General features: G+C 42.3%; 23 protein-coding genes. 22 read left to right on the forward strand and 1 reads right to left on the reverse strand.

Annotated features, from left to right (window positions below):
* Positions 1-316: 316 nt before the first annotated feature.
* The 22 genes from PW252_RS04900 (at position 317) to PW252_RS05005 (ending at position 21,056) form a co-directional block, all read left to right on the forward strand.
* Complete coding sequence (locus tag PW252_RS04900) at positions 317-1,660, forward strand: DUF2130 domain-containing protein (RefSeq protein WP_248049777.1); 1,344 nt, start codon at positions 317-319, stop codon at positions 1,658-1,660.
* Positions 1,660-1,893, forward strand: a complete 234-nt coding sequence (locus PW252_RS04905; RefSeq protein WP_029997990.1) for a DUF1858 domain-containing protein — start codon at positions 1,660-1,662, stop codon at positions 1,891-1,893. Before PW252_RS04900 ends, PW252_RS04905 begins: the two co-directional genes overlap by 1 nt.
* Positions 1,890-3,215 carry a DUF438 domain-containing protein gene (locus PW252_RS04910; RefSeq protein ID WP_248049778.1) on the forward strand — a complete coding sequence of 442 codons (1,326 nt, stop codon included), beginning with the start codon at positions 1,890-1,892 and terminating at the stop codon, positions 3,213-3,215. Before PW252_RS04905 ends, PW252_RS04910 begins: the two co-directional genes overlap by 4 nt.
* A 52-nt stretch (positions 3,216-3,267) precedes the next feature.
* Positions 3,268-4,158, forward strand: coding sequence for a tRNA pseudouridine(55) synthase TruB (gene truB, locus PW252_RS04915; protein ID WP_248049798.1), 891 nt, complete (start codon positions 3,268-3,270; stop codon positions 4,156-4,158).
* Positions 4,159-4,177: 19 nt separating this feature from the next.
* On the forward strand, positions 4,178-5,101 hold the full coding sequence (locus PW252_RS04920) for a bifunctional riboflavin kinase/FAD synthetase (protein ID WP_248049780.1): 924 nt from the start codon (positions 4,178-4,180) through the stop codon (positions 5,099-5,101).
* A complete protein-coding gene (locus PW252_RS04925) occupies positions 5,094-5,831 on the forward strand; it encodes a potassium channel family protein (protein ID WP_172028889.1) in 738 nt (245 codons plus the stop codon). Before PW252_RS04920 ends, PW252_RS04925 begins: the two co-directional genes overlap by 8 nt.
* Before the next feature lie 73 nt (positions 5,832-5,904).
* On the forward strand, positions 5,905-6,306 hold the full coding sequence (locus PW252_RS04930; protein WP_105117950.1) for a Spx/MgsR family RNA polymerase-binding regulatory protein: 402 nt from the start codon (positions 5,905-5,907) through the stop codon (positions 6,304-6,306).
* 20 nt (positions 6,307-6,326) lie between these two features.
* A complete protein-coding gene (locus PW252_RS04935; protein ID WP_105117949.1) occupies positions 6,327-6,605 on the forward strand; it encodes a UPF0223 family protein in 279 nt (92 codons plus the stop codon).
* Positions 6,595-7,353 (forward strand): inositol monophosphatase family protein, encoded by a 759-nt coding sequence (locus PW252_RS04940; RefSeq protein WP_248049782.1) that lies wholly within the window; start codon positions 6,595-6,597, stop codon positions 7,351-7,353. Before PW252_RS04935 ends, PW252_RS04940 begins: the two co-directional genes overlap by 11 nt.
* Entirely contained in the window at positions 7,353-8,654 is a 1,302-nt protein-coding gene (locus PW252_RS04945; protein ID WP_248049784.1) for an RsmF rRNA methyltransferase first C-terminal domain-containing protein, read from the forward strand. Before PW252_RS04940 ends, PW252_RS04945 begins: the two co-directional genes overlap by 1 nt.
* A gap of 138 nt (positions 8,655-8,792) precedes the next feature.
* On the forward strand, positions 8,793-9,662 hold the full coding sequence (locus PW252_RS04950) for a phosphate ABC transporter substrate-binding protein PstS (RefSeq protein ID WP_248049786.1): 870 nt from the start codon (positions 8,793-8,795) through the stop codon (positions 9,660-9,662).
* Between the two features lie 2 nt (positions 9,663-9,664).
* The gene (gene pstC / locus PW252_RS04955) at positions 9,665-10,582 is read left to right on the forward strand and encodes a phosphate ABC transporter permease subunit PstC (protein WP_029176378.1); all 918 of its coding nucleotides are present in this window, start codon (positions 9,665-9,667) and stop codon (positions 10,580-10,582) included.
* Positions 10,572-11,459, forward strand: coding sequence for a phosphate ABC transporter permease PstA (gene pstA, locus PW252_RS04960; RefSeq protein ID WP_044758719.1), 888 nt, complete (start codon positions 10,572-10,574; stop codon positions 11,457-11,459). Before pstC ends, pstA begins: the two co-directional genes overlap by 11 nt.
* A gap of 24 nt (positions 11,460-11,483) precedes the next feature.
* A complete protein-coding gene (gene pstB / locus PW252_RS04965; protein ID WP_044760700.1) occupies positions 11,484-12,287 on the forward strand; it encodes a phosphate ABC transporter ATP-binding protein PstB in 804 nt (267 codons plus the stop codon).
* An 11-nt stretch (positions 12,288-12,298) separates the two neighbouring features.
* Entirely contained in the window at positions 12,299-13,057 is a 759-nt protein-coding gene (gene pstB / locus PW252_RS04970) for a phosphate ABC transporter ATP-binding protein PstB (protein ID WP_105125424.1), read from the forward strand.
* 27 nt (positions 13,058-13,084) lie between these two features.
* Positions 13,085-13,741 (forward strand): phosphate signaling complex protein PhoU, encoded by a 657-nt coding sequence (gene phoU, locus PW252_RS04975; RefSeq protein WP_172091491.1) that lies wholly within the window; start codon positions 13,085-13,087, stop codon positions 13,739-13,741.
* A gap of 130 nt (positions 13,742-13,871) precedes the next feature.
* Positions 13,872-15,371, forward strand: coding sequence for an IS1182 family transposase (locus PW252_RS04980; protein ID WP_459559304.1), 1,500 nt, complete (start codon positions 13,872-13,874; stop codon positions 15,369-15,371).
* 89 nt (positions 15,372-15,460) lie between these two features.
* A complete protein-coding gene (locus PW252_RS04985) occupies positions 15,461-16,042 on the forward strand; it encodes a hypothetical protein (RefSeq protein WP_248043473.1) in 582 nt (193 codons plus the stop codon).
* Positions 16,043-16,183: 141 nt separating this feature from the next.
* Positions 16,184-16,855, forward strand: coding sequence for a response regulator transcription factor (locus PW252_RS04990; RefSeq protein ID WP_105117942.1), 672 nt, complete (start codon positions 16,184-16,186; stop codon positions 16,853-16,855).
* Entirely contained in the window at positions 16,848-18,230 is a 1,383-nt protein-coding gene (locus PW252_RS04995) for a sensor histidine kinase (protein ID WP_248051514.1), read from the forward strand. Before PW252_RS04990 ends, PW252_RS04995 begins: the two co-directional genes overlap by 8 nt.
* A 170-nt stretch (positions 18,231-18,400) precedes the next feature.
* Positions 18,401-19,630: a transglutaminase domain-containing protein gene (locus PW252_RS05000; protein WP_248051512.1), complete on the forward strand. Its 1,230-nt coding sequence runs from the start codon at positions 18,401-18,403 to the stop codon at positions 19,628-19,630.
* Between the two features lie 169 nt (positions 19,631-19,799).
* Positions 19,800-21,056, forward strand: a complete 1,257-nt coding sequence (locus PW252_RS05005; RefSeq protein WP_316716633.1) for an ISL3 family transposase — start codon at positions 19,800-19,802, stop codon at positions 21,054-21,056.
* 42 nt (positions 21,057-21,098) lie between these two features.
* Here PW252_RS05005 and rpsT read toward each other — a convergent pair whose 3' ends face one another.
* Entirely contained in the window at positions 21,099-21,347 is a 249-nt protein-coding gene (gene rpsT / locus PW252_RS05010) for a 30S ribosomal protein S20 (RefSeq protein ID WP_012027069.1), read from the reverse strand.

The raw sequence follows: 21,347 nt of genomic DNA on the forward strand, positions 1-21,347 counted from the left end.
GCATCAAATGAAGAGATGGTGGGCTCAAATACGAGAAGAATATTATGAAACACGTTACAATTCAGGTGAGGATTGGTTGGAGTGGTTCATAAAGAGAAAAATGACTTGGGGCTGGCGGTGGATACTAGCTTTGACTATCTACGTTTTTTATCGCTTATTTTTTATCGATCCACGGAATATCCCTCGCTTCTTTTACTTTTTGTGGATACTTGGCTTTGTATATGCCACATATGAACTGATTTCCTATCTTGTTCGCAGAAAGAGGAAATAGTTTCAACTGTTGTTGCTTGATTGATGAAAGATGAAAGGAAAAATTATGCACAATATTACTTGCCCTCATTGCGCTACCGTTTTTACGGTCAATGAAACAGAATACAGTCAACTTTTGGCCCAGGTGCGTGGTGCGGAGTTTGAAAAGGAAATCCACGACCGTTTGGAGCGGGAACGGGAATTATTGTCCCAGAGAGCTGAAAATGACTTACAGGCCAAACTGGGCGACAAGGACAAGGAAATTCTTGATCTGACTGCACGCTTGGACAAGCTAGCTAGTCAGACAGAATTTGAAATCAGCTCTGCTATTTCCAAAAAAGACCAAGAAATTATCGAGTTGACAGCAAAACTAGATACGCTGGTTAGTCAGTCGGAACTTGAAATTAGCTCTGCTATGTCCAAAAAAGACCAAGAAATCCAAGAGCTCAAGGCTCAGTTGGGGCAAATCGAGCTAGCCAAGGAGTTGGAGTTGCAGCAGGCGGTGGCTCAGGTGGAGAAGGAGCGTGACGCGGCTCAGAATGCTTTGGCTATGCAGGAGCAGAAGCAGGAATTGGCGCTGGCGACCACCCGTCAGGAGTACGAGGTGCGGCTCAAGGCAGCGGATGAGCAGGTGGAATTTTACAAGAATTTCAAGGCCCAGCAATCGACCAAGGCGATCGGCGAGAGTTTGGAGCTCTATGCCGAGGCGGAATTCAATAAAGTGCGGCAGTTGGCTTTTCCTAATGCCTACTTTGAGAAGGATAATCAGGTGTCGGCGCGTGGTTCCAAGGGCGATTACATTTATCGGGAGCTGGACGAGAATGGGGTGGAAATCATCTCCATTATGTTTGAGATGAAGAACGAGGCGGACGATACGGTCAAGAAACACAAGAACGAGGACTTTTTCAAGGAACTGGATAAGGACCGTCGGGAGAAGGACTGCGAGTATGCGGTCTTGGTGACCATGTTGGAGGCGGACAACGACTACTACAACACGGGTATCGTAGATGTCAGCCACAAGTACGAGAAGATGTACGTGGTGCGTCCCCAGTTCTTTATTCAGTTGATAGGGCTTTTGCGAAATGCTGCGCTCAACAGTTTGAAGTACAAGCAGGAGTTGGCCTTGGTCAGAGAACAGCATATCGATATTACCCATTTTGAAGAAGATTTGGCGACCTTCAAAACAGCCTTTGCCAAGAATTACCAGTCAGCCAGCACCAATTTCCAAAAGGCTATTGATGAGATTGACAAGGCAATCAAGCGAATGGAGGCGGTCAAGGCAGCCCTGACTACCAGCGAAAACCAGCTACGACTGGCTAATAACAAGCTGGAAGATGTTTCTGTCAAAAAACTAACCCGCAATAACCCTACGATGAAGGCGAAGTTTGAGGCGTTGAAGGGAGAAAATTAATGAACACAATCGATCTAAATCTGCCTGTTGCAGAGATTATCCACCAGCACCCAGAAGTCAAGGATATACTGGTTGAGCTTGGTTTCAAGCCCTTGGCTAATCCAGCTATGCTCAACACTGTTGGTAAGGTGACCAGTCTTAAGACAGGCTCCAAGATGACCAAGATTCCGTTAGACCGCATTCAACAGGTCTTGGAATGCAACGGCTATGAGGTAATAGGAGGAGAAGCATGACAGACCAACGGATTGACATTTTGAAGAATATTCTCTTGGACCTGCACAATGGTGCCAGCCCAGAGTCTGTTCAGGACCAGTTTAATCAGCATTTCACGGGAGTTTCTGCCTTGGAAATTTCCATGATGGAGCATGAACTTATATCTAGCGATACGGGCATCACTTTTGAAGACGTCATGAACCTTTGCAATATCCACGCCAACCTCTTCAAAGGAGCCATTGCAGATGTGGAAGTGGCGGATATGGATCAGGAAGGGCACCCTGTCTATGTCTTCAAGCAGGAAAACCTGGCACTGCGGGCAGCTCTCTTACGCATCCGCCGTATCATCGACCAGTATGAGCAGACAGAAGATGCGGAGCTGAAAGACCAGCTCCTGCAAGGCTTGACACGCCAGTTTGACCTCTTGGGACAGTTTGAAAACCACTATACCCGAAAGGAAAAGGTCTTCTTTCCGATCATGGAGCGGTACGGACACGATGCACCGCCCAAGGTCATGTGGGGTGTGGACGATGAGATTCGCGATCTCTTCGAAACGGCTCGCAAAACCCTTGCAACAGGTGACATAGCAGCAACAAAAGCCCATTTTGAAACCTTTGCCAAGGAATTTGAAGAGATGATGTTCAAGGAAGAGGCCATCCTTCTCATGATTTTGCTGGAGATTTTCACCCAGGACGACTGGCTCCAAGTGGCAGCGGACAGCGACGCCTACGGCTACGCCATTGTCAAGCCGACAGCCAAGTGGGTACCTCATCGGGAGGTTTTTGGGGAAATAGCAGAGCAGGAAGTAAATGCTGTTTCTCCGCAGCCAGCAGGACCAAATCAGCAGATTATCGACACGCCAGAAGGCCAGTTTACCATTACCTTCACACCCAAGGAAAAGTCAGAAACTGTTCAGGACAGAACCAGTCCGCAGACCTTCGGCAACGGTTATTTATCTGTTGAGCAAGCTAATCTTATCCTCAATCATTTACCACTGGAATTAACCTTTGTCAACAAGGATGACATTTTCCAATATTACAATGACAGCCACCCTGTCGAAGACATGATTTTCAAACGAACGCCAAGCCAGATTGGACGCCATGTGGAGCTCTGCCATCCTCCCAAAATAGTGGATAAGGTCAAGAAGATTTTTGCCTTGCTCCGCACAGGACAAAAAGACCAGGTCACCATGTGGTTCAAGTCCGAGAGCATGGGCAAGTTTGTCTATGTGGTCTATAAGGCGGTGCGTGATGACCAAGGAGAGTTTCAAGGCGTTTTGGAGTATGTTCAGGATATTCAACCATTTTTTGAGATTGATAGCGATTTTCATCGGGATATCTAAATCGTATCGGACCGCCCACAAGAGCGGTCCTTTATGTTATAATGAGAACATGATTTCAGGAATTATTAATGTAAAAAAAGAGGCGGGGATGACCTCGCACGATGTTGTATTTAAGCTCCGCAAGATTTTGCAGGAGAAGAAGATTGGCCACGGTGGGACCTTGGATCCAGATGTGACAGGCGTTCTGCCTATCGCAGTCGGCAAGGCTACGCGCATGATTGAGTATATGCAGGAAGAGGGCAAGATTTACGAGGGGGAGATTACTCTTGGCTACTCGACCACGACAGAAGATGCTTCGGGCGATATCGTCGAGCGGACACCTGTTCGGGAAATAGCAGAGCAGGCAGTTGATGAAGCCATGGCTAGCTTTGTAGGGACCATCACCCAAATTCCACCCATGTACTCAGCCGTTAAGGTCAAGGGCCGCAAACTCTACGAATACGCACGGGCGGGTGAAGAAGTCGAACGTCCTCAACGCCAAATCGACATTTACAGTTTTGAACGAACCAGCCCGATTGAGTTAGCAGATGACTGTGCACGATTCACCTTCCGAGTTCGCTGTGGCAAGGGAACCTATGTCCGTACCCTGTCTGTTGACTTGGGAGCTAAACTAGGCTACGCTAGCCATATGTCCAAGCTGGAGCGGACAAGATCGGCTGGTATGCATTTATCAGATGCCCTGACAATTGACGAAATCGCTGACAAGGTGGCTCAAGCTGACTATTCCTTCCTTCGTCCCATTGAACAAGGAATTGGTGACTTGCCGATTGTTGATTTGACGATTGAACAAGTTATTGATGCCAGATTTGGTCGTTTTATAAGCTTAGATAGTCAGGCGAATTTGTTGGCAGGTTTTCATAAGGAGAAACTGGTGGCTATCCTAGAAAAACGTGACCAAGTCTATAAGCCTCGGAAGGTTTTTCTTGAAGAAGTTTTAGCCTAGTTGTGATAAAATAAACACTATGAAGATTAGAACGATTAAAAATTATCAAGAACTCTATCAGGAAGAGCCGACTGTTTTGGTTCTAGGTTATTTTGATGGCATTCATATGGGGCACAAGGCACTCCTGGACCGAGCTAGGAAGGTGGCGGATGAAAAGGGTTTGTCGGTGACCGTACTGACCTTTCCAGAGTCCCCTCGCCTAGCCTTTGCTCGTTTCGCTCCAGAGCTCTTGCTTCATTTGACCAGTCAAGAGGAACGCTATCGCCTCCTAGAAACATACGGTGTGGATCAGCTGGTTTTGACCAAATTTACCAGTGAATTTGCCAGTAACACCCCCCAGCAGTTTTTGGACCGCTACATAAGAGGTCTTAATGCCCAGGTCTTGGTGGCTGGTTTTGATTATCATTTCGGCAATTGCAGAGCAGATGTCCAGGATTTGACCAGTCTATTTGATGGGCAGGTTGAAATCGTAGAAGAAGTCTGTCTAGATGGAGAAAAGGTATCGTCTACCCGTATCAGACAAGCCATTCAAGTAGGAAATGTTGCATTAGCCAATCGTCTGTTAGGCTATACTTTTATGACGGAAGGAATTGTGGTGCATGGGGATGCCAGAGGCCGCACAATCGGCTATCCTACAGCAAATCTGGCTCCATTTGACCGAGTACATTTGCCATCAGAAGGGGTCTATGTAGCCGATGTTGAAGTGGATGGCAGACGCTATCGTGCCATGACAAGCGTTGGAAAAAATGTCACTTTTGACGGAACAGACATGCGGATTGAGGCCCATATTTTTGGATTTGACCGCTTTATTTACGGTGAAAAAATCACTATTTTCTGGCTCGAAAAAATTCGCGACATGGTCAAATTTGATGGCATTGATAGCCTAATGGAACAGATGAAGTTGGATGAAGTATTCGCTCTGCAATGGGGGGAAAATGATTAAAAGAATAATTCAAGATCCCCGATATGAAAAAGGGATGACCTATCTAGCTATCGTTTATGTTTTTTTGATTATTCTTGAGCTGATAGATGCCAGTATTGCAAGTTCGGCTGGCTATAACGCCTTAGACTGGCTACTTTGGTTTATCTTCGTCTGTGACTACTTTGTCAACCTCTATTATGCAGATGATAGTATAGACTACATTCAAACCCATATTTTAGAATTGATTGCGATTATTCCTTTCGATTCCGTCTTTAGTTTTCTTCGTTTGGGGCGTTTGGCTCGGCTATTTAGGTTGGTCAAGGTGGCTCGCATTTTTGCCCTTTCCAATCGTTTTTGGAATACGGTTAATAGGCTCTTACATACTAACAGTTTGTCCAAGGTCTTGATGTTAAACCTTTCAGCCGTTTTGACTGCTAGCGTCCTGTTATCAGCCATTGAAGGCAAATCCTTTTTTGACGCAGTTTGGTGGTCTATTGTTACCATGACAACCGTGGGTTATGGGGATATTGTTCCCCAAGATACCATTTCAAAAGTAATTGCCATCCTTTTGATGTTGGTCGGAATTAGTACCTTTGGTATGGTGACTTCGACCATTACCCGCTTTTTCTCTGAAACAGAAAAAGAAACCAAGTTGGATTTATTGCTTTCAAAAATGGATGAACAAACAGAGATAATCAAGCGATTAGAAGCTAAAATAGAAGCTTTAGAAAAATTAAGAGAATTAGACTAAAATTCCTATTGAAAACTGAGCTAAAATGCATTATAATAGACTTGTAGGATAATGTAGAAGGGGGGATTAGTGGATGATTACGTTATTTTTATCACCGAGTTGTACCAGTTGCCGTAAGGCGCGTGCTTGGTTGACCAGTCACGAAGTCCCTTTTGTTGAACACAATATCATGACCAGCCCTTTGACGGCGGATGAACTGAAAAAAATATTGGCTTTGACTGAAAATGGAACAGATGATTTGATTTCTACTCGTTCCAAGGTTTTTCAAAAGCTGAATATTGATGTAGATGAGTTGTCCATTAAACAGTTGATTGAGCTGATTGAACTTTACCCAAGTCTTTTGCGCCGTCCCATTATTTTGGACGAGAAACGGATGCAAATCGGTTTCAATGAAGATGAAATTCGTGCATTCTTACCACGCAAATACCGCAAGCAAGAACTAAAAAATGCTACATTGAGGGCAGAAATCGGATAAGAAAGATAGATTTAGAAGATATGAACAAAAATTATTCATATCCACTTGATTTTTCGTGGAGCACAGAGGAGATTTCCTCCGTGCTTTCTTTTTTAAATCAGGTGGAGGCAGCCTATGAAAAAGGTGCGGATGCAAGTGCTATCCTTACCAGCTATAAAGAATTTAAGGATGTTGTAAAGAGTAAGGGGCAGGAGCGCCAGATTGATCGAGAATTTGAAGAAGTATCTGGCTATTCCACTTATCAAGTTATCAAGGCTGCTAAGGAGAAAGGGAAAGGGGTTGTCCGTCTTGGAAACTAAGTATCGCTTAGCCCAATCGCTTGTTTTGGCTGCAGGGGATTTCTTACGTCAGCATTTAGATGATCAATTGGAAATTGAAGAAAAGGCTAGTGCCAGAGATTTGGTGACCCACTTGGACAAGGAAGTTCAAGATTACCTTACTAAGAAACTTAAAACAAATTATCCCAAAGACTTCATTTTTGGTGAAGAAGGTGGCGACGTCAGTTCTATTTCACAGGGAAATGTATGGGTCATCGATCCGATTGATGGAACTAGCAATTTTATTGCACAGAAAAATGATTTTGCCATTATGGTCGCCTATTTTGAAAACGGAGTTGGACAGTTTGGTCTGATTTATGATGTGATACAGGACAAGTTGTTTCACGGAGGTGGAAACTTTCTAGTATGTTGCAATGAGGAGCCGTTAAAGCAACAGACATTTGCTCCCCTCCAGCAAAGTCTGATGGGCTTGAATGCTCAACTCTACGCAGCTAATCAACATGGCTTGGCTGACCTAGCAAATCAGACTTTAGGCACACGGTCAGTTGGCAGTGCAGGTATTGGATTTTCCCATGTTTTAGAAGGAAGGTTATTTGCCTACGCTTCCTATTTGTATCCATGGGATTATGCTGCAGCAAGTATTCTTGGACAAGGTTTGGGATTTAGTTTACTGAGCTTGGAAGCAGAAGTGCCTTCATTTGATAAGAGAGAACATGTTGTCCTCGTTGCCAATCAGCACTTAGAAGAAGTGAAGAGGTATTTATTCTAATGCAATTACCACAGGATTTTATTGATAAATATAGTGATTTGCTTGGTCCAGAAGCCCAAGCATTTTTTGAGAGTTTTGATGAGCCAGCTATTTCAGGTTTTCGGACAAATCCCTTGAAGGAACATCAAGTCACTTTTGACCAACCAATTCCAGATATGCCTTGGTCTTACTATGGTAAAGTTTCAGGGAAATCGCCTGAACACGTGACTGGTTTGGTCTATTCACAAGAACCAGCTGCCCAAGTAGTAGGACAGGTTGCTAGTCCTGAAAAGGGAATGAAGGTCTTGGATCTGGCTGCTGCACCGGGTGGAAAATCAACCCACCTGCTTTCTTATCTGGACAATACCGGACTGCTAGTGAGTAATGAAATTTCAAGCAAACGGGCAAAAATTCTAGCTGAAAACATTGAACGCTTTGGAGCAAGAAATGTAGTCGTGACCAATGAGTCTGCCGACCGCTTGACCAAGGTCTTTCCAGCCTATTTTGACATGATTGTTTTAGATGCTCCTTGTTCCGGGGAAGGGATGTTCAGAAAGGATCCAGCGGCCATTCAATATTGGTCAAAAGACTATCCAGCCCAGTGTGCTAGCCTACAGCGAGAAATTTTAGAATCCGCTTTAGAAATGCTGGCTCCAGAAGGTCAGTTAATATACTCGACCTGTACTTGGTCACCAGAGGAAAATGAAGAAATTGTCGCTTGGCTATTGGAGAATTATGAGCTAGAGTTGCTTGATATTCCCAAAATCAATGGCATGACAGAAGGTATTGGCTACCCTCAAACGGCTCGCATGTACCCCCATCATTTTGCAGGAGAGGGGCAGTTTGTAGCCAAGTTTAGATATAGAGGTGAAGCCAAGCAGAAAAAAATGAAGCCAGGAAAATCAAACTTAAATAGAGAACAACAAGCTCTCTGGAAAGAATTTGAGCAGAAACATTTAACTGTTCAATTGTCCGGTTTGTTACAGGTTTTTGGAGATAATCTTTATCTCTTGCCTGATGGATTGCCAGATTTGTCTAAAGTTAAGATTGCACGGAATGGACTTCATTTGGGCACTTTCAAGAAGAAACGCTTTGAACCCAGTTTCGCCTTGGGTCTGGCGCTGCATAGTTCAGAAGTCAAGCATAGAGTTGACATCAGCTTAGATGATTTTCCAGCCTATGTTTCTGGACAAACTGTTGCAGTTTCTAAAGATCTACCTAATGGTTGGTATCAGGTTGCAGTTCAAGGAAACGGTCTAGGATTTGCGAAAATTGTTTCAGGAACCCTTAAAAATGCCTTTCCTAAGGGCTTGAGATTTTAGTTGAAAATAAGCAGATTTTTTTTGCAACTTGTCTTTTTATATGATATAGTGGATGAGTGGAAATAACTTGTAAATTCCTTGTAAAATACAAGGAAATCAAAAGGAGATTCCACTGAAAAATGTAAAGGAAATAACGAAATGAAAAAAAAGCAGAAGCTTGGAATTGCAGCTTTGTTTCTTTTGAGTAGTGTAGCTCTTGCTGGTTGTTCCTCATGGATTGACCGTGGAGAGTCTATTACTGCAGTCGGTTCTACAGCCCTTCAACCTCTAGTTGAAGCCGCAGCAGATGAATTCGGTAGTGTCAATATCGGAAAATCTGTTAACGTTCAAGGTGGTGGATCAGGTACTGGCTTGTCACAGGTTCAGTCTGGGGCGGTTCAGATTGGAAATTCAGACGTATTTGCGGAAGAGAAGGACGGTATCGATGCTAGCAAATTGGTCGACCATCAGGTTGCCGTAGCAGGTCTAGCTGTTATTGTCAATGAAAAGGTAACAGTTGACGATATTACCACAGAAGATCTCCGTAAGATTTTCACTGGTGAGATTACCAACTGGAAGGAGCTTGGTGGCAAGGATTTGGAAATTTCCATCATCAACCGTGCAGCAAGTTCTGGTTCTCGTGCAACCTTTGATACAGTCATCATGGATGGACAAGCAGCTGCTCAAAGTCAAGAACAGGACTCAAACGGGATGGTTAAGTCTATTGTAGCTCAAACACCGGGTGCGATTTCTTACTTGTCGTTTGCTTATGTAGATGATTCAGTTAAGACAATTAAGTTGAACGGCTTTGCTCCAACAACTGAAAACGTAGCAACCAACGCTTGGCCAATCTGGTCTTACGAGCATATGTATACTAAGGGGGAGCCAACTGAATTGACAGAGGAATTTTTGGACTACATGATGTCAGATGAAGTTCAAGATGGTATCGTTGAAAGCATGGGCTATATCTCTATCAATGATATGAAGGTTGAAAAGAGTGCTGATGGCACGGTGACAGAGAAGGAGTAAGCATGAAAAACGAACAACTAGCTAAAGAATTATCTTCTCCGTCTAAGAACTCTCGCTTGGAGAAGTTTGGTAAGGTTATTACCTTCCTTTGCCTATCGCTGATTGTCTTTATCGTTGCCATGATTTTGATTTTCGTTGCGCAACGTGGTTTATCGACTTTCTTTGTGGATGGTGTAAGCATCACTGATTTCTTGTTTGGGAGCAAGTGGGAACCAAGCTCGAAAATATTTGGTGCTCTTCCGATGATTTCAGGTTCTTTCATCGTTACGATTTTGTCAGCTATCGTAGCAACACCAATTGCTATCGGTGCAGCAGTTTTCATGACAGAAATTTCACCTAAGCGTGGTGCTAAGATCTTGCAACCTGTTATCGAGCTTCTAGTCGGAATTCCGTCAGTAGTATATGGTTTCATTGGTTTGCAAGTGGTTGTGCCTTTTGTACGCTCAATCTTCGGTGGTACTGGTTTTGGTATCTTGTCAGGGGTATTTGTCCTCTTTGTCATGATTTTACCAACAGTAACCTTTATGACGGTCGATAGTTTGCGTGCGGTGCCTCGTCACTACCGTGAAGCAAGTTTGGCAATGGGTGCAACTCGTTGGCAGACAATTTGGCGCGTTATCTTGAATGCCGCTAAACCAGGTATTTTCACGGCCGTAATCTTCGGAATGGCGCGTGCCTTCGGTGAAGCCTTGGCGATTCAGATGGTAGTTGGTAACTCAGCGGTTATCCCAACTTCTCTCACAACGCCTGCAGCGACCTTGACTTCTGTATTGACTATGGGTATTGGTAATACGGTTATGGGAACAGTTCAAAACAATGTTCTTTGGTCCTTGGCCCTTGTCTTGCTCTTGATGAGCCTTATCTTTAACATGATTATGAAATTTATTACGAGAGAGGGTAAGAAAAACTATGCACGCTAAAAAATTCGATAAATTGGCGACTGGTATTCTTTACTCCATCGCTACGGTGATTGTTGTTATTTTGACATCACTTATTCTCTATATCTTGCTCCGTGGTTTGCCACATGTTGACTGGCATTTCTTGACCAGCAAATCATCTTCATATAAAGCTGGTGGTGGTATCGGAATTCAGCTCTACAACTCATTCTTCCTATTGGTTGTGACGCTCTTGATTTCTGTTCCCTTGTCAACAGGTGCAGGCATTTACTTGGCAGAATATGCAAAGAAAGGTCCTTTGACAAACTTCATCCGTACCTGTATTGAGATTTTGTCATCTCTCCCATCAGTGGTTGTAGGTTTGTTTGGTTACTTGATTTTCGTAGTGCAGTTTGAGTATGGTTTCTCCATCTTGTCAGGAGCTTTGGCTCTTACAGTATTTAACCTGCCACAGATGACCCGTAACGTTGAGGATAGTCTTCGTCACGTTCACCATACGCAACGTGAAGCTGGTTTGGCCCTTGGTTTATCACGTTGGGAAACAGTACTTCACGTTGTTATTCCAGAAGCACTGCCTGGTATTGTTACTGGTATCGTCTTGGCATCTGGTCGTATCTTTGGTGAAGCAGCTGCCCTCATCTATACAGCAGGTCAATCAGCACCAGCCCTTGACTGGTCAAACTGGAATCCATTGAGTGTTACGAGTCCGATTTCTATCTTCCGTCAATCTGAAACCCTTGCAGTTCACATTTGGAAGGTAAACAGCGAAGGGACTATCCCAGATGCAACTCAAGTGTCAGCTGGTTCAGCAGCCATCCTCTTGGTATTCATCTTGATTTTCAACCTTTCAGCTCGTTATATCGGTAAGAAACTTCATGCGAAAATGACTTCAGCAGCTTAGAAGTCTGACTTATAAGGAGAAAAAATGGCAGATTATAACTGGAATGAACGCCATATCATTACTTTCCCAGATGAAAATATTGCCCTTTCGACAAAAGATGTTCATGTTTACTATGGTAAAAATGAAGCCATCAAGGGCATTGATATGCAGTTCGAAAAAAATAAAATTACAGCCTTGATTGGTCCATCAGGTTGTGGTAAATCAACCTATCTTCGCAGTCTAAACCGTATGAATGATACGATTGACATTGCTAAGGTAACAGGCCAAATCCTTTATGAAGGTATTGATATCAACAGACCAGACATGAACGTTTACGAAATTCGTAAGCATATCGGCATGGTATTTCAACGTCCAAACCCATTTGCAAAATCAATTTATCGCAACATCACCTTTGCCCATGAGCGTGCGGGTGTGAAAGATAAAAAAGTTTTGGATGAGATCGTTGAAACTTCTCTTAAACAAGCAGCCCTCTGGGATCAGGTAAAAGACGACTTGCATAAGTCAGCCTTTACCTTGTCGGGTGGACAACAGCAACGTTTGTGTATCGCACGTGCGATTTCTGTGAAACCACAAATCTTGCTTATGGATGAACCTGCTTCAGCCTTGGACCCAATAGCAACCATGCAATTAGAAGAAACCATGTTTGAGTTGAAGAAAGACTACACCATAATCATCGTAACGCACAACATGCAACAGGCAGCCCGTGCAAGTGATTACACAGCTTTCTTCTATCTTGGCGACTTGATTGAGTACGACAAGACAGCGAATATCTTCCAAAATGCAAAACTCAAGTCAACTAACGACTACGTTTCAGGACACTTTGGATAGAAAGGGAAACAATGACATCACCTATTTTACAAGTAAAAGATTTGTCTGTTTACTATAATAAGAAAAAGGCCTTGAATAACGTTTCAATTGATTTCTATCCAAATGAAATTACAGCCTTGATTGGTCCGTCAGGTTCTGGTAAGTCAACGCTTTTGCGTGCCATTAACCGCATGGGCGACTTGAATCCAGAAGTGACCTTGACTGGTGCTATTGATTACAATGGGAAAAATATTTACAGTCCTCGTACAGATACAGTAGACCTTCGCAAGGAAATCGGCATGGTTTTCCAACAACCGAACCCATTCCCTATGTCCATCTATGAGAATGTTGTTTATGGTCTTCGTATCAACGGTATTAAGGATAAGCAAATTCTGGATGAAGCAGTAGAACGTTCTTTGATTGGTGCATCTATTTGGAACGAGGTCAAGGATCGCTTGCATGATTCAGCCGTTGGTTTGTCAGGTGGTCAGCAACAGCGTGTCTGTGTAGCTCGTGTATTGGCAACCAGTCCAAAGATTATCTTGCTGGATGAGCCAACATCAGCCTTGGACCCAATTTCAGCTGGTAAGATTGAAGATACGCTTTATGGTTTGAAGGACAAATATACCATGGTCTTGGTAACGCGTTCGATGCAACAAGCGTCACGTATTTCAGATAGAACTGGTTTCTTCTTGGACGGAGATTTGATCGAGTATGACTTGACCAAAGAAATGTTCCTCAGTCCGAAACGTAAAGAAACAGAGGACTACATCACAGGTAAATTCGGCTAGGCCGTAAGAAATAGAAAAGAGGTTCGTATGTTAAGAGCTCAGTTTGAAGAAGAATTAGGCAAACTCCATAATCAATTTTATGCCATGGGTAACGAAGTATTGGCACAAATTAACAATGCCGTTCGTGCTTTCACCACTCATGATCGTGAGTTAGCAAAAGAAGTGATTGAAGCGGATAAGAAAATCAATGCTTTTGAAGTGAAACTAGAGAAAAAATCACTTGAAATCATTGCCCTTCAACAACCTGTTTCAACAGACCTTCGTCGTGTTATCACTGTTTTGAAGGCTACTAGTGACTTGGAGCGTATGGGTGACCATGCTGTTTCAGTTGCCAAGGCTGCGATTCGTATGAAGGGGGAAGTTCGCATTCCTGTTGTTGAAGAAGAAATCAAGAAAATGGGTCGCGAGGTTCGTCAACTAGTAGAGCAAACCTTGGAACTTTACCTTGGTGATGCGGACATGGAGCGTGCTTATGAAGTAGCGGCACGTGACGAAATGGTCAATGGTTTTTACTCATCTATCCAAGAATTGACAACTGAGGAAATCAAGAAAAATCCAGATTCTTTGGTTGCTGGTCGTGACTATTTCCAAGTGTTGACTTACTTGGAACGTGTTGGTGACTATGCTAAAAATATCTGTGAGTGGGTTGTTTACCTACGAACAGGCGACATCACTGAATTGTAAGATAGAAGTCCGAGAGGACTTCTCAGAATGAAGACAAAGTCGTTAGAATTATATTTCTAACGGCTTTTTCATATGTAAAGTAGTATAATAGAGATAGGAATACTAGCTAATAAGCAGAGGGAGAATCGCTATGTTACACAAAGAAAATCCAGACTACAATCGCGGTCAATTTGGTTTCTACAGTTTAGATGACCTTGTTCCTCAAGATCATCTCCTTCGTCAAATAGAGGAAGCTATTGACTTCTCCTTTATCTATGACTTAGTCGCAGATAGCTATAGCGATGATACAGGGCGTCCTAGTCTTGACCCTATTCTGCTCATTAAAATTCCAATCCTTCAGTGTCTCTTCGGCATTCGTTCCATGCGTCAAACCATTAAGGAAATCGAAGTCAATACTGCCTACCGTTGGTTTCTTGGTCTTCGACTGGATGATAAGGTGCCTCATTTCACTACCTACGGAAAGAACTATGTCCGTCGTTTTCAAGATAGACAAGTTATTGAAGGCATTTTCACCCATATCTTAGGTCTCTGCGTCAATGCAGGCTTCATAGATCCAACAGAAATTTTCATTGACGGTACCCATATCAAGGCTGCGGCGAATAATCGTAAATTCATCAATCGTGAAATTGAAAAGCAAGCCAAGTTTATGAGTGACCAGCTAGAGATTGAAATTAACAGGGATAGAGAAAAGCATGCAAAAAAGCCGCTAGGGCCCGCAAAAGAGGAGGGACCCATCGCTAAGAAAATTTCTACAACTGACCCTGAAAGTGGCTGGTTTCATAAAGGGGACCATAAGGAAGTATTTGCTTATACAGCTCAGGTTGCTTGTGACAAGCATGGTTGGGCTCTGGCTTATAGCGTGGAGGCTGGCAATGTCCATGACAGCCAGGCCTTTCCTGTACTCTTCGCTAAACTCCAACCCTTTCAGCCTAGCTTTCTCGTTGCCGATTCTGGCTATAAGACCCCAAGTATCGCTCGCTTCCTCCTAGAACAAGAGATTACTCCAGTCTTTCCGTATACACGACCGAAAGGAAAGAAAGGGAAACTACGCTCGAAGGATTTTGTCTATGATGAATACTATGACTGTTATATCTGTCCTGAGAATCAGGTCTTAACCTATCGCACTACAACCAGAGAAGGTTATCGGGAATATAAGAGTGACTCAGCTATCTGTGCTACTTGTCCACTTCTATCAATTTGTACAGAAAGCAAGAACAAGCAGAAAGTGGTAACTCGACACATTTGGAAAGAGGCTTTAGAAAGCTGTGAAGAGATTCGGCACAGGAAAGGTATGAAGGAGCTCTACCAGAAGCGGAAAGAAACCATTGAACGCCTCTTTGGGACAGCCAAAGAGTACCACAATCTTCGTTACACAAGAGAGAAAGGCAAGTCCAAAATGGAGGATAAGGTTGGACTGACTTTGGCGTGTTTAAATCTCAAGAAATTGGTAAAAATGAGGGCAGGGAAGCCTTTTTATTTTGTCCAAATAGCCACTATTCTGGCAAAAAGACGGACTATCAGACCAATAAACAGAAAAAGACAAACATCAAGCGAGATGTTTGTCTTCATTCTGAGAAGTCCGAGAGGACTTCTTTTAGTTTGCTTTAAGGAAAATGCAATGATTCTTTAGATTGGTTTAAGTTTTTCATTCTATACTGTTCTTGTCATCAGGTGAGTAAAGACTCGTTATGATAAAATTTTATTGAAAAGAGGAATTTTATGTCAATAATCAATCAATTAAAGTCACAGTCTAAAACAGTTTTGGCAGCGGTTGCTATAACTGCGGCCACTGTAGGTTTTGCTGGTGGTATGAGCATTTCAAAATCTTCAACAGCTGTATCGACACAAAGCCAAGCTGCATTAGCTCAGAATGGAGCAACGAACGGACAAGCTAATTCAATCGCAGGTAATCAAATGCCGCCCGCCTCTAATGGTGGTATGCAAGGCATGCCCCCTGGTCAAAATGGAAACACTCAAGGCCTACCTCCAGGACAGAATGGGAATAGTCAAGGTATGACTCCACCAGATGCAGCAGGCGAAACAACCCAAGGAATGCCATCGGGTCGAAACGGTAAGATGCGTGGTATGCCACCTGGCCAAAATGGCAATACCCAAGGCCTGCCTCCAGGACAGAATGGAAATAGTCAAGGCATGCCCCCTGGTCAAGGGACAACCCCTCCGGATGCTACAAGTGGTACAACACAATCAAATACTTCCTCAGATGAGGTAAATGCTTTAAAAGAGAAGAATCAAGAAATAAAATCCCAAATTTCAGGTAGTTCTAGCACTTCAAACCAATAGGAAAAATAAGAAAAAAATGGTATAATTGACCCAGCTTTGTTGGTCATACAGAGTGAACTCGATAAAAGTGACAGAAAATCAAAGTTCAAGTTCTTCCATAGTTCCTTGAACGATTTTACGTAGTAGAAAAAGGTGAAAAGTATGATAAAGATTTTGTTAGTAGAAGACGATTTAAGCCTATCCAATTCAGTTTTTGACTTCCTAGATGATTTTGCAGATGTTATGCAAGTTTTCGATGGAGAAGAAGGAATTTATGAGGCTGAGTCAGGTGTGTATGACCTTATTCTCTTGGACTTGATGTTGCCTGAGAAGGATGGCTTCCAAGTCTTGAAAGAATTGCGTGAAAAAGGAGTGACAACCCCTGTCCTGATTACAACAGCCAAGGAAAGTCTTGAAGATAAAGGTCATGGATTTGAATTGGGTGCGGACGATTATTTGACCAAGCCTTTCTATTTGGAAGAGTTGAAAATGCGTATTCAAGCCCTCCTTAAACGTTCAGGTAAATTCAACGACAATCAATTGACCTACGGTGATGTGACAGTTGATCTTGCGACTAATTCCACAAAGGTAGATGGTAAAGAGGTTGAACTATTGGGCAAAGAGTTTGAACTATTGGTCTATTTCCTACAAAATCAAAATGTTATCCTACCTAAGACACAGATTTTCGATCGCTTGTGGGGATTTGACAGCGATACGACCATTTCAGTAGTGGAAGTTTATGTGTCAAAAGTTCGTAAAAAATTGAAAGGAACGGCCTTCGGGGAAAATCTGCAAACCCTTCGCAGTGTCGGCTACATTCTAAAGAATGTTTAAGAGATATAAAAAGATTGTCAATACGGAAAGTTTTTCCTTCTTCATTCGCTATTTTGCTGTATTTACCCTGATATTTGGCTTGATGACAGCTATCATCTTTCAGCTCATGCGTTCCACTATGTATCAGACGACGGATGATACATTGAGTTGGATTAAGGATGAACCCTCTATGATGATAGGTTTTGCAATTGCGCGGACCTATGAGCCTGATTCTGAATTTATTATCCATGATGAAAGTGAGCAACCTTCTGCAACAACTTCCTCCTCAACTACTGCTTCATCGGAGGCTCCACCACCAAAGGATAAGAAAGGTGATCAGCCAATGAGGTTAGGCACCAATACCCATGTTTTGCTCTATAGCAAGAGTGGTGCGCTTTTGAACCCGGATAATTTTACAGGTTTATCCGATTTGAAAGTCGATAAAAAAAAGTTGGGGGAAATCAAGGAGTTGACGGTTGAAACTCCATTTGGTTCTGAGGAACATTACCGCTATATCACGGTTGAATTATCCGCAGAGGATTTGGGCTATTATTCTAACTATGATATTACCTGCGCAACGATTTTGGTCAATGTCAGCCAGATAAAGTCTTCTATTGGAACTTATGAATCGACTGTAGCTGTAGTTATGATTTCAGCTTGGTTGATTTCGATTGTCGCTAGTATTTACTTGGCTAATCTCAGCATGAAACCAATTTTAATTAGCTATCAAAAGCAAAAGGATTTTGTTGAGAATGCTAGCCACGAATTGCGTACACCACTAGCAGTATTGCAAAATCGTTTGGAAAGTCTATTCCGTCATCCAGAAGCAACGATTTTGGACAGTAGTGAGAGTATTGGTTCTAGTCTGGAAGAAGTACGAAATATGCGCCTACTGACGACCAATCTGCTCAATCTTGCTCGGCGTGATGATGGATTTAAGTTAGATATGGTAGAGGTGAGCCCTGCCTACTTGGATGAAGTGTTTGAAAACTACCGTATCATTGCTGAGGAAAATGGCAAGAAATTTAAGTGTAACAATCTCATTCAAAAGTCCTTCCGAACGGACAGGGTTCTGTTGAAGCAATTATTAACGATATTATTTGATAATGCAATGAAATACACGGATGAGAATGGTGATATTCACATTACGGCTACTATGAAGGAGCGCCATGTTTCCATCGCTGTAGCTGATAATGGTCTAGGTATCTCAGATGCAGATAAGAAGAAAATATTTGACCGCTTTTATAGGGTTGATAAGGCACGGACACGCCAAAAAGGTGGTTTTGGTCTGGGACTTTCTTTGGCTCAACAGATTATCAAATCCCTCAATGGTCAAATTCTTGTCAAAGATAATCAACCCAAAGGGAGTATTTTTGAAGTCCATCTTCCCAAATAATACTAGCAAGATTAGCTCTTGAACAAATGAGATAAACTAGGAGGAGTAGGGGAACCTTTAAACAGGTTTCCCTACTCCTCTTTTTTGTCAAGTATGATATACTAATCTGTAAGTGCTCTGAACTCTGTTCTTTCCCTAGTTCAAGAGCAAATTCTTGTTAGGAGTGAACCATGAAAGAGTATTTCTATACCCGAAAATCAACCCTTATTTGCCTCCTCAGTCTTTCGGTGATTACTTTGACTGCTTGTTCAACTGACCAAGTTGCAGACAAACTAAAAGACCTGCAATTTGAATTTGTTCAGGAGAAGAAAGAACGTGAGGCAGAATTGTCTGCGCTAAGGGAAGAAGTTGCGGGGAATTTTTATTTTCAAGAGTTGGATACAGACAGGGAACGGCGTGTCTATCTCCAATTTGTTAATGGCTTGAGAAAAAGAGAAAGCAGGATTGAGATTGATTCGGTCAATCAGGAAACCTATACTCGTGTCTATTTTTCTGTTGCCAATGATTTCCCGGAATACTATTGGTTAACGGATGCCATGGTTGACGGCATTGTTTTTTCAGACTTATCAAATCCTATCTATCCTGATGATGTTGAGCAAGTCAGTTGGCAACTTGAAAATCTTGCCCAAGCTATTATTGAACAGGCTCCTAAGGGTTCAGATTATGAGATGGTCAAGTTTTTCTACGAAACCATTATCAAACAAACTGATTATGATTTAGAGGCCCTGTCCAATGACAGTCTTTCTTGGAAAGAACAGGGCATTACCAGTGTTCTTATTGAACAGAAATCTGTTTGTGCAGGCTATAGCCGAACCTTTCAGTATTTATGTAAATTAGCTGGTATAGATTGTATCTATGTGAGTGGAATGGCCAATAGTGAGCAGGGAAACCAAATCGGTCATGCATGGAACCTGGTTCAGATTGACGGTCAGTACTACGGTATTGACACGACCTGGGGTGATCCTGTCTTTGAAGAAGCCATGGGTGGTCAAGCAAAATCAGATATTTCTTATGACTATCTCTGTGTTACGGATGAATTTTTAAATAGAAGTAGAAAGGCTGATAGTGATTTACTGGTTTACTGGGGCAAGGAATACCCTTTTCAGTCAAGGCCCTTGGCCTATCCATCTGCTCAAGACAATTCCCTTAATTATTATATGCAAATGGGAGCCTATTTCCCAAGCTTTGATGAGCTAGCTATCTTAGAAAGTGTTCGTCAGCAGAAAGAGCAGGGGGCAGAGAGGATTTTTCTGCAATTTGCAAACCAGCAAGCCTTGCAAGAAATGGTGAATTTAGCAGGCAGTGACAACAATAATCTCTTTTATGCCTTGGGAGATGTATATACCTATCAGTATTTTTATAATGACCAGACCTATACATTTGAAGTGACAGGTTGGTGAGTATGAGAGAATAAAAAAAAAGGAAACCCGAAGGTTTCTTTTTTTAGGCTCTATAATATCTGTAGTGGGTAAATCCTCTATGGATATTATGGAGTCTTTTTGATTGTAGAAAAAAAGTCCCATATGGCCTATAATGAAAAGCAACCAAACTCACATTAGAAAGACTCATATGGAACAACTAAATCTTATCACAAATCTTCTCAGAATTAAAGACAAAAATATCACTATCTCTAATGAATATGATATGGGAACTCACTTAGAACTTCATGGTCATTTGGATTATACAGCCCCTAAATGTCCCTCCTGCAAGGGACAAATGGCAAAATACGACTTCCAAAAACCCTCCAAAATTCCCTACCTAGAAACTGCTGGTTATCCCTTGCTTATCCGACTTAGAAAGCGTCGCTTCAAGTGTAAAGATTGCAGAAAAATAGCGGTCGCTGAAACTCCTCTTGTCAAGAAGAACCACCAAATCTCCGTCGCTGTTAACCAGAAGATTGCTCAATTACTCATCGAAAATCAAGCAATGACACATATTGCACACAGGCTATCTATCTCAACCTCATCAGTTATGAGAAAGCTTAATGAGTTCAAGTTTGAAACAGATTGGAATACCTTACCTGAGGTGATGAGCTGGGATGAGTATGCCTTCAAAAAGGGGAAAATGAGCTTTATCGCTCAAGATTTCAACTCCCTAAATGTCATAACTATTCTAGACGGAAGAACACAAGCAACCATCCGAAACCACTTTCTACGCTATCCTAGAAAGGTTAGAAATCAAGTCAAAGTCATTACCATGGATATGTTTAGTCCTTACTACAAATTGGCTAGACAGCTATTTCCAAACACCAAGATTGTTCTGGACCGCTTTCACATTGTGCAGCACCTTAGCCGTGCTATGAACCGCGTTCGTATTCTAATTATGAATCAATTCGACAGAAAATCGCAGGAATACCGGTCCTTGAAACGCTACTGGAAATTGATACAACAAGATAGCCGTAAACTCAGCGATAAACGATTTTATCGCCCTATGTTTCGCATGCACTTGACTAACAAGGAAATCCTAGAAAAACTACTGTCTTTTTCAGAGGAACTACGACAGCACTATGAACTCTATCAGCTTCTCTTGTTCCATTTCCAAGAGAAAAACTCAGATCATTTCTTTGACCTTATCGAACAGGAAATAGCCAATGTTAATCCTATTTTCCAGACGGTATTTAAGACATTTCTAAAGGATAAAGAAAAGGTTTTAAACGCCATGGAATTGCCTTATTCGAACGCCAAACTGGAAGCTACCAACAATCTCATCAAAGTCATTAAAAGAAATGCCTTTGGTTTCAGGAACTTTGAAAATTTTAAAAAACGTATTTTGATTGCTTTGAACATAAAGAAAGAGAGAACGAACTTCGTCCTCTCTAGGTGTTAGCTTTTCATCTACCCACTACAGTTGACAAAGAGCCTTTTTTTATTAAGCAAGTTTTGATGCAAGACGTGCTTTGTCGCGGCTTGCTTTGTTTTTGTGAATCAAACCTTTAGTTTCTGCTTTATCGATTGCTGAGCTAGCAGCGCGGAAAAGCTCTTCAGATGGGTTAGCTTCAAATGCTTTGATTGCAGTACGCATAGCTGATTTTTGTGCTGAGTTTTTTTCGTTTTGTTTAACGTTCAATTCAGCGCGTTTGATAGCTGACTTAATGTTTGCCAATGGTTTCACCTCCAC

This window comes from Streptococcus sp. 29887 (assembly GCF_032595075.1).
Lineage (GTDB): Bacteria > Bacillota > Bacilli > Lactobacillales > Streptococcaceae > Streptococcus > Streptococcus iners.

Coding starts and splice junctions, on each gene's coding strand:
- PW252_RS05000 (WP_248051512.1), top strand. CDS start 18,401: ATGAAAGAGTATTTCTATACCCGAAAATCAACCCTTATTTGCCTCCTC.
- PW252_RS04925 (WP_172028889.1), top strand. CDS start 5,094: ATGATTAAAAGAATAATTCAAGATCCCCGATATGAAAAAGGGATGACC.
- PW252_RS04900 (WP_248049777.1), top strand. CDS start 317: ATGCACAATATTACTTGCCCTCATTGCGCTACCGTTTTTACGGTCAAT.
- PW252_RS04910 (WP_248049778.1), top strand. CDS start 1,890: ATGACAGACCAACGGATTGACATTTTGAAGAATATTCTCTTGGACCTG.
- pstC (WP_029176378.1), top strand. CDS start 9,665: ATGAAAAACGAACAACTAGCTAAAGAATTATCTTCTCCGTCTAAGAAC.
- pstB (WP_044760700.1), top strand. CDS start 11,484: ATGGCAGATTATAACTGGAATGAACGCCATATCATTACTTTCCCAGAT.
- PW252_RS04990 (WP_105117942.1), top strand. CDS start 16,184: ATGATAAAGATTTTGTTAGTAGAAGACGATTTAAGCCTATCCAATTCA.
- phoU (WP_172091491.1), top strand. CDS start 13,085: ATGTTAAGAGCTCAGTTTGAAGAAGAATTAGGCAAACTCCATAATCAA.
- PW252_RS04945 (WP_248049784.1), top strand. CDS start 7,353: ATGCAATTACCACAGGATTTTATTGATAAATATAGTGATTTGCTTGGT.
- pstB (WP_105125424.1), top strand. CDS start 12,299: ATGACATCACCTATTTTACAAGTAAAAGATTTGTCTGTTTACTATAAT.
- PW252_RS05005 (WP_316716633.1), top strand. CDS start 19,800: ATGGAACAACTAAATCTTATCACAAATCTTCTCAGAATTAAAGACAAA.
- PW252_RS04935 (WP_105117949.1), top strand. CDS start 6,327: ATGAACAAAAATTATTCATATCCACTTGATTTTTCGTGGAGCACAGAG.
- PW252_RS04930 (WP_105117950.1), top strand. CDS start 5,905: ATGATTACGTTATTTTTATCACCGAGTTGTACCAGTTGCCGTAAGGCG.
- PW252_RS04985 (WP_248043473.1), top strand. CDS start 15,461: ATGTCAATAATCAATCAATTAAAGTCACAGTCTAAAACAGTTTTGGCA.
- PW252_RS04950 (WP_248049786.1), top strand. CDS start 8,793: ATGAAAAAAAAGCAGAAGCTTGGAATTGCAGCTTTGTTTCTTTTGAGT.
- PW252_RS04995 (WP_248051514.1), top strand. CDS start 16,848: ATGTTTAAGAGATATAAAAAGATTGTCAATACGGAAAGTTTTTCCTTC.
- PW252_RS04920 (WP_248049780.1), top strand. CDS start 4,178: ATGAAGATTAGAACGATTAAAAATTATCAAGAACTCTATCAGGAAGAG.
- PW252_RS04980 (WP_459559304.1), top strand. CDS start 13,872: ATGTTACACAAAGAAAATCCAGACTACAATCGCGGTCAATTTGGTTTC.
- pstA (WP_044758719.1), top strand. CDS start 10,572: ATGCACGCTAAAAAATTCGATAAATTGGCGACTGGTATTCTTTACTCC.
- PW252_RS04905 (WP_029997990.1), top strand. CDS start 1,660: ATGAACACAATCGATCTAAATCTGCCTGTTGCAGAGATTATCCACCAG.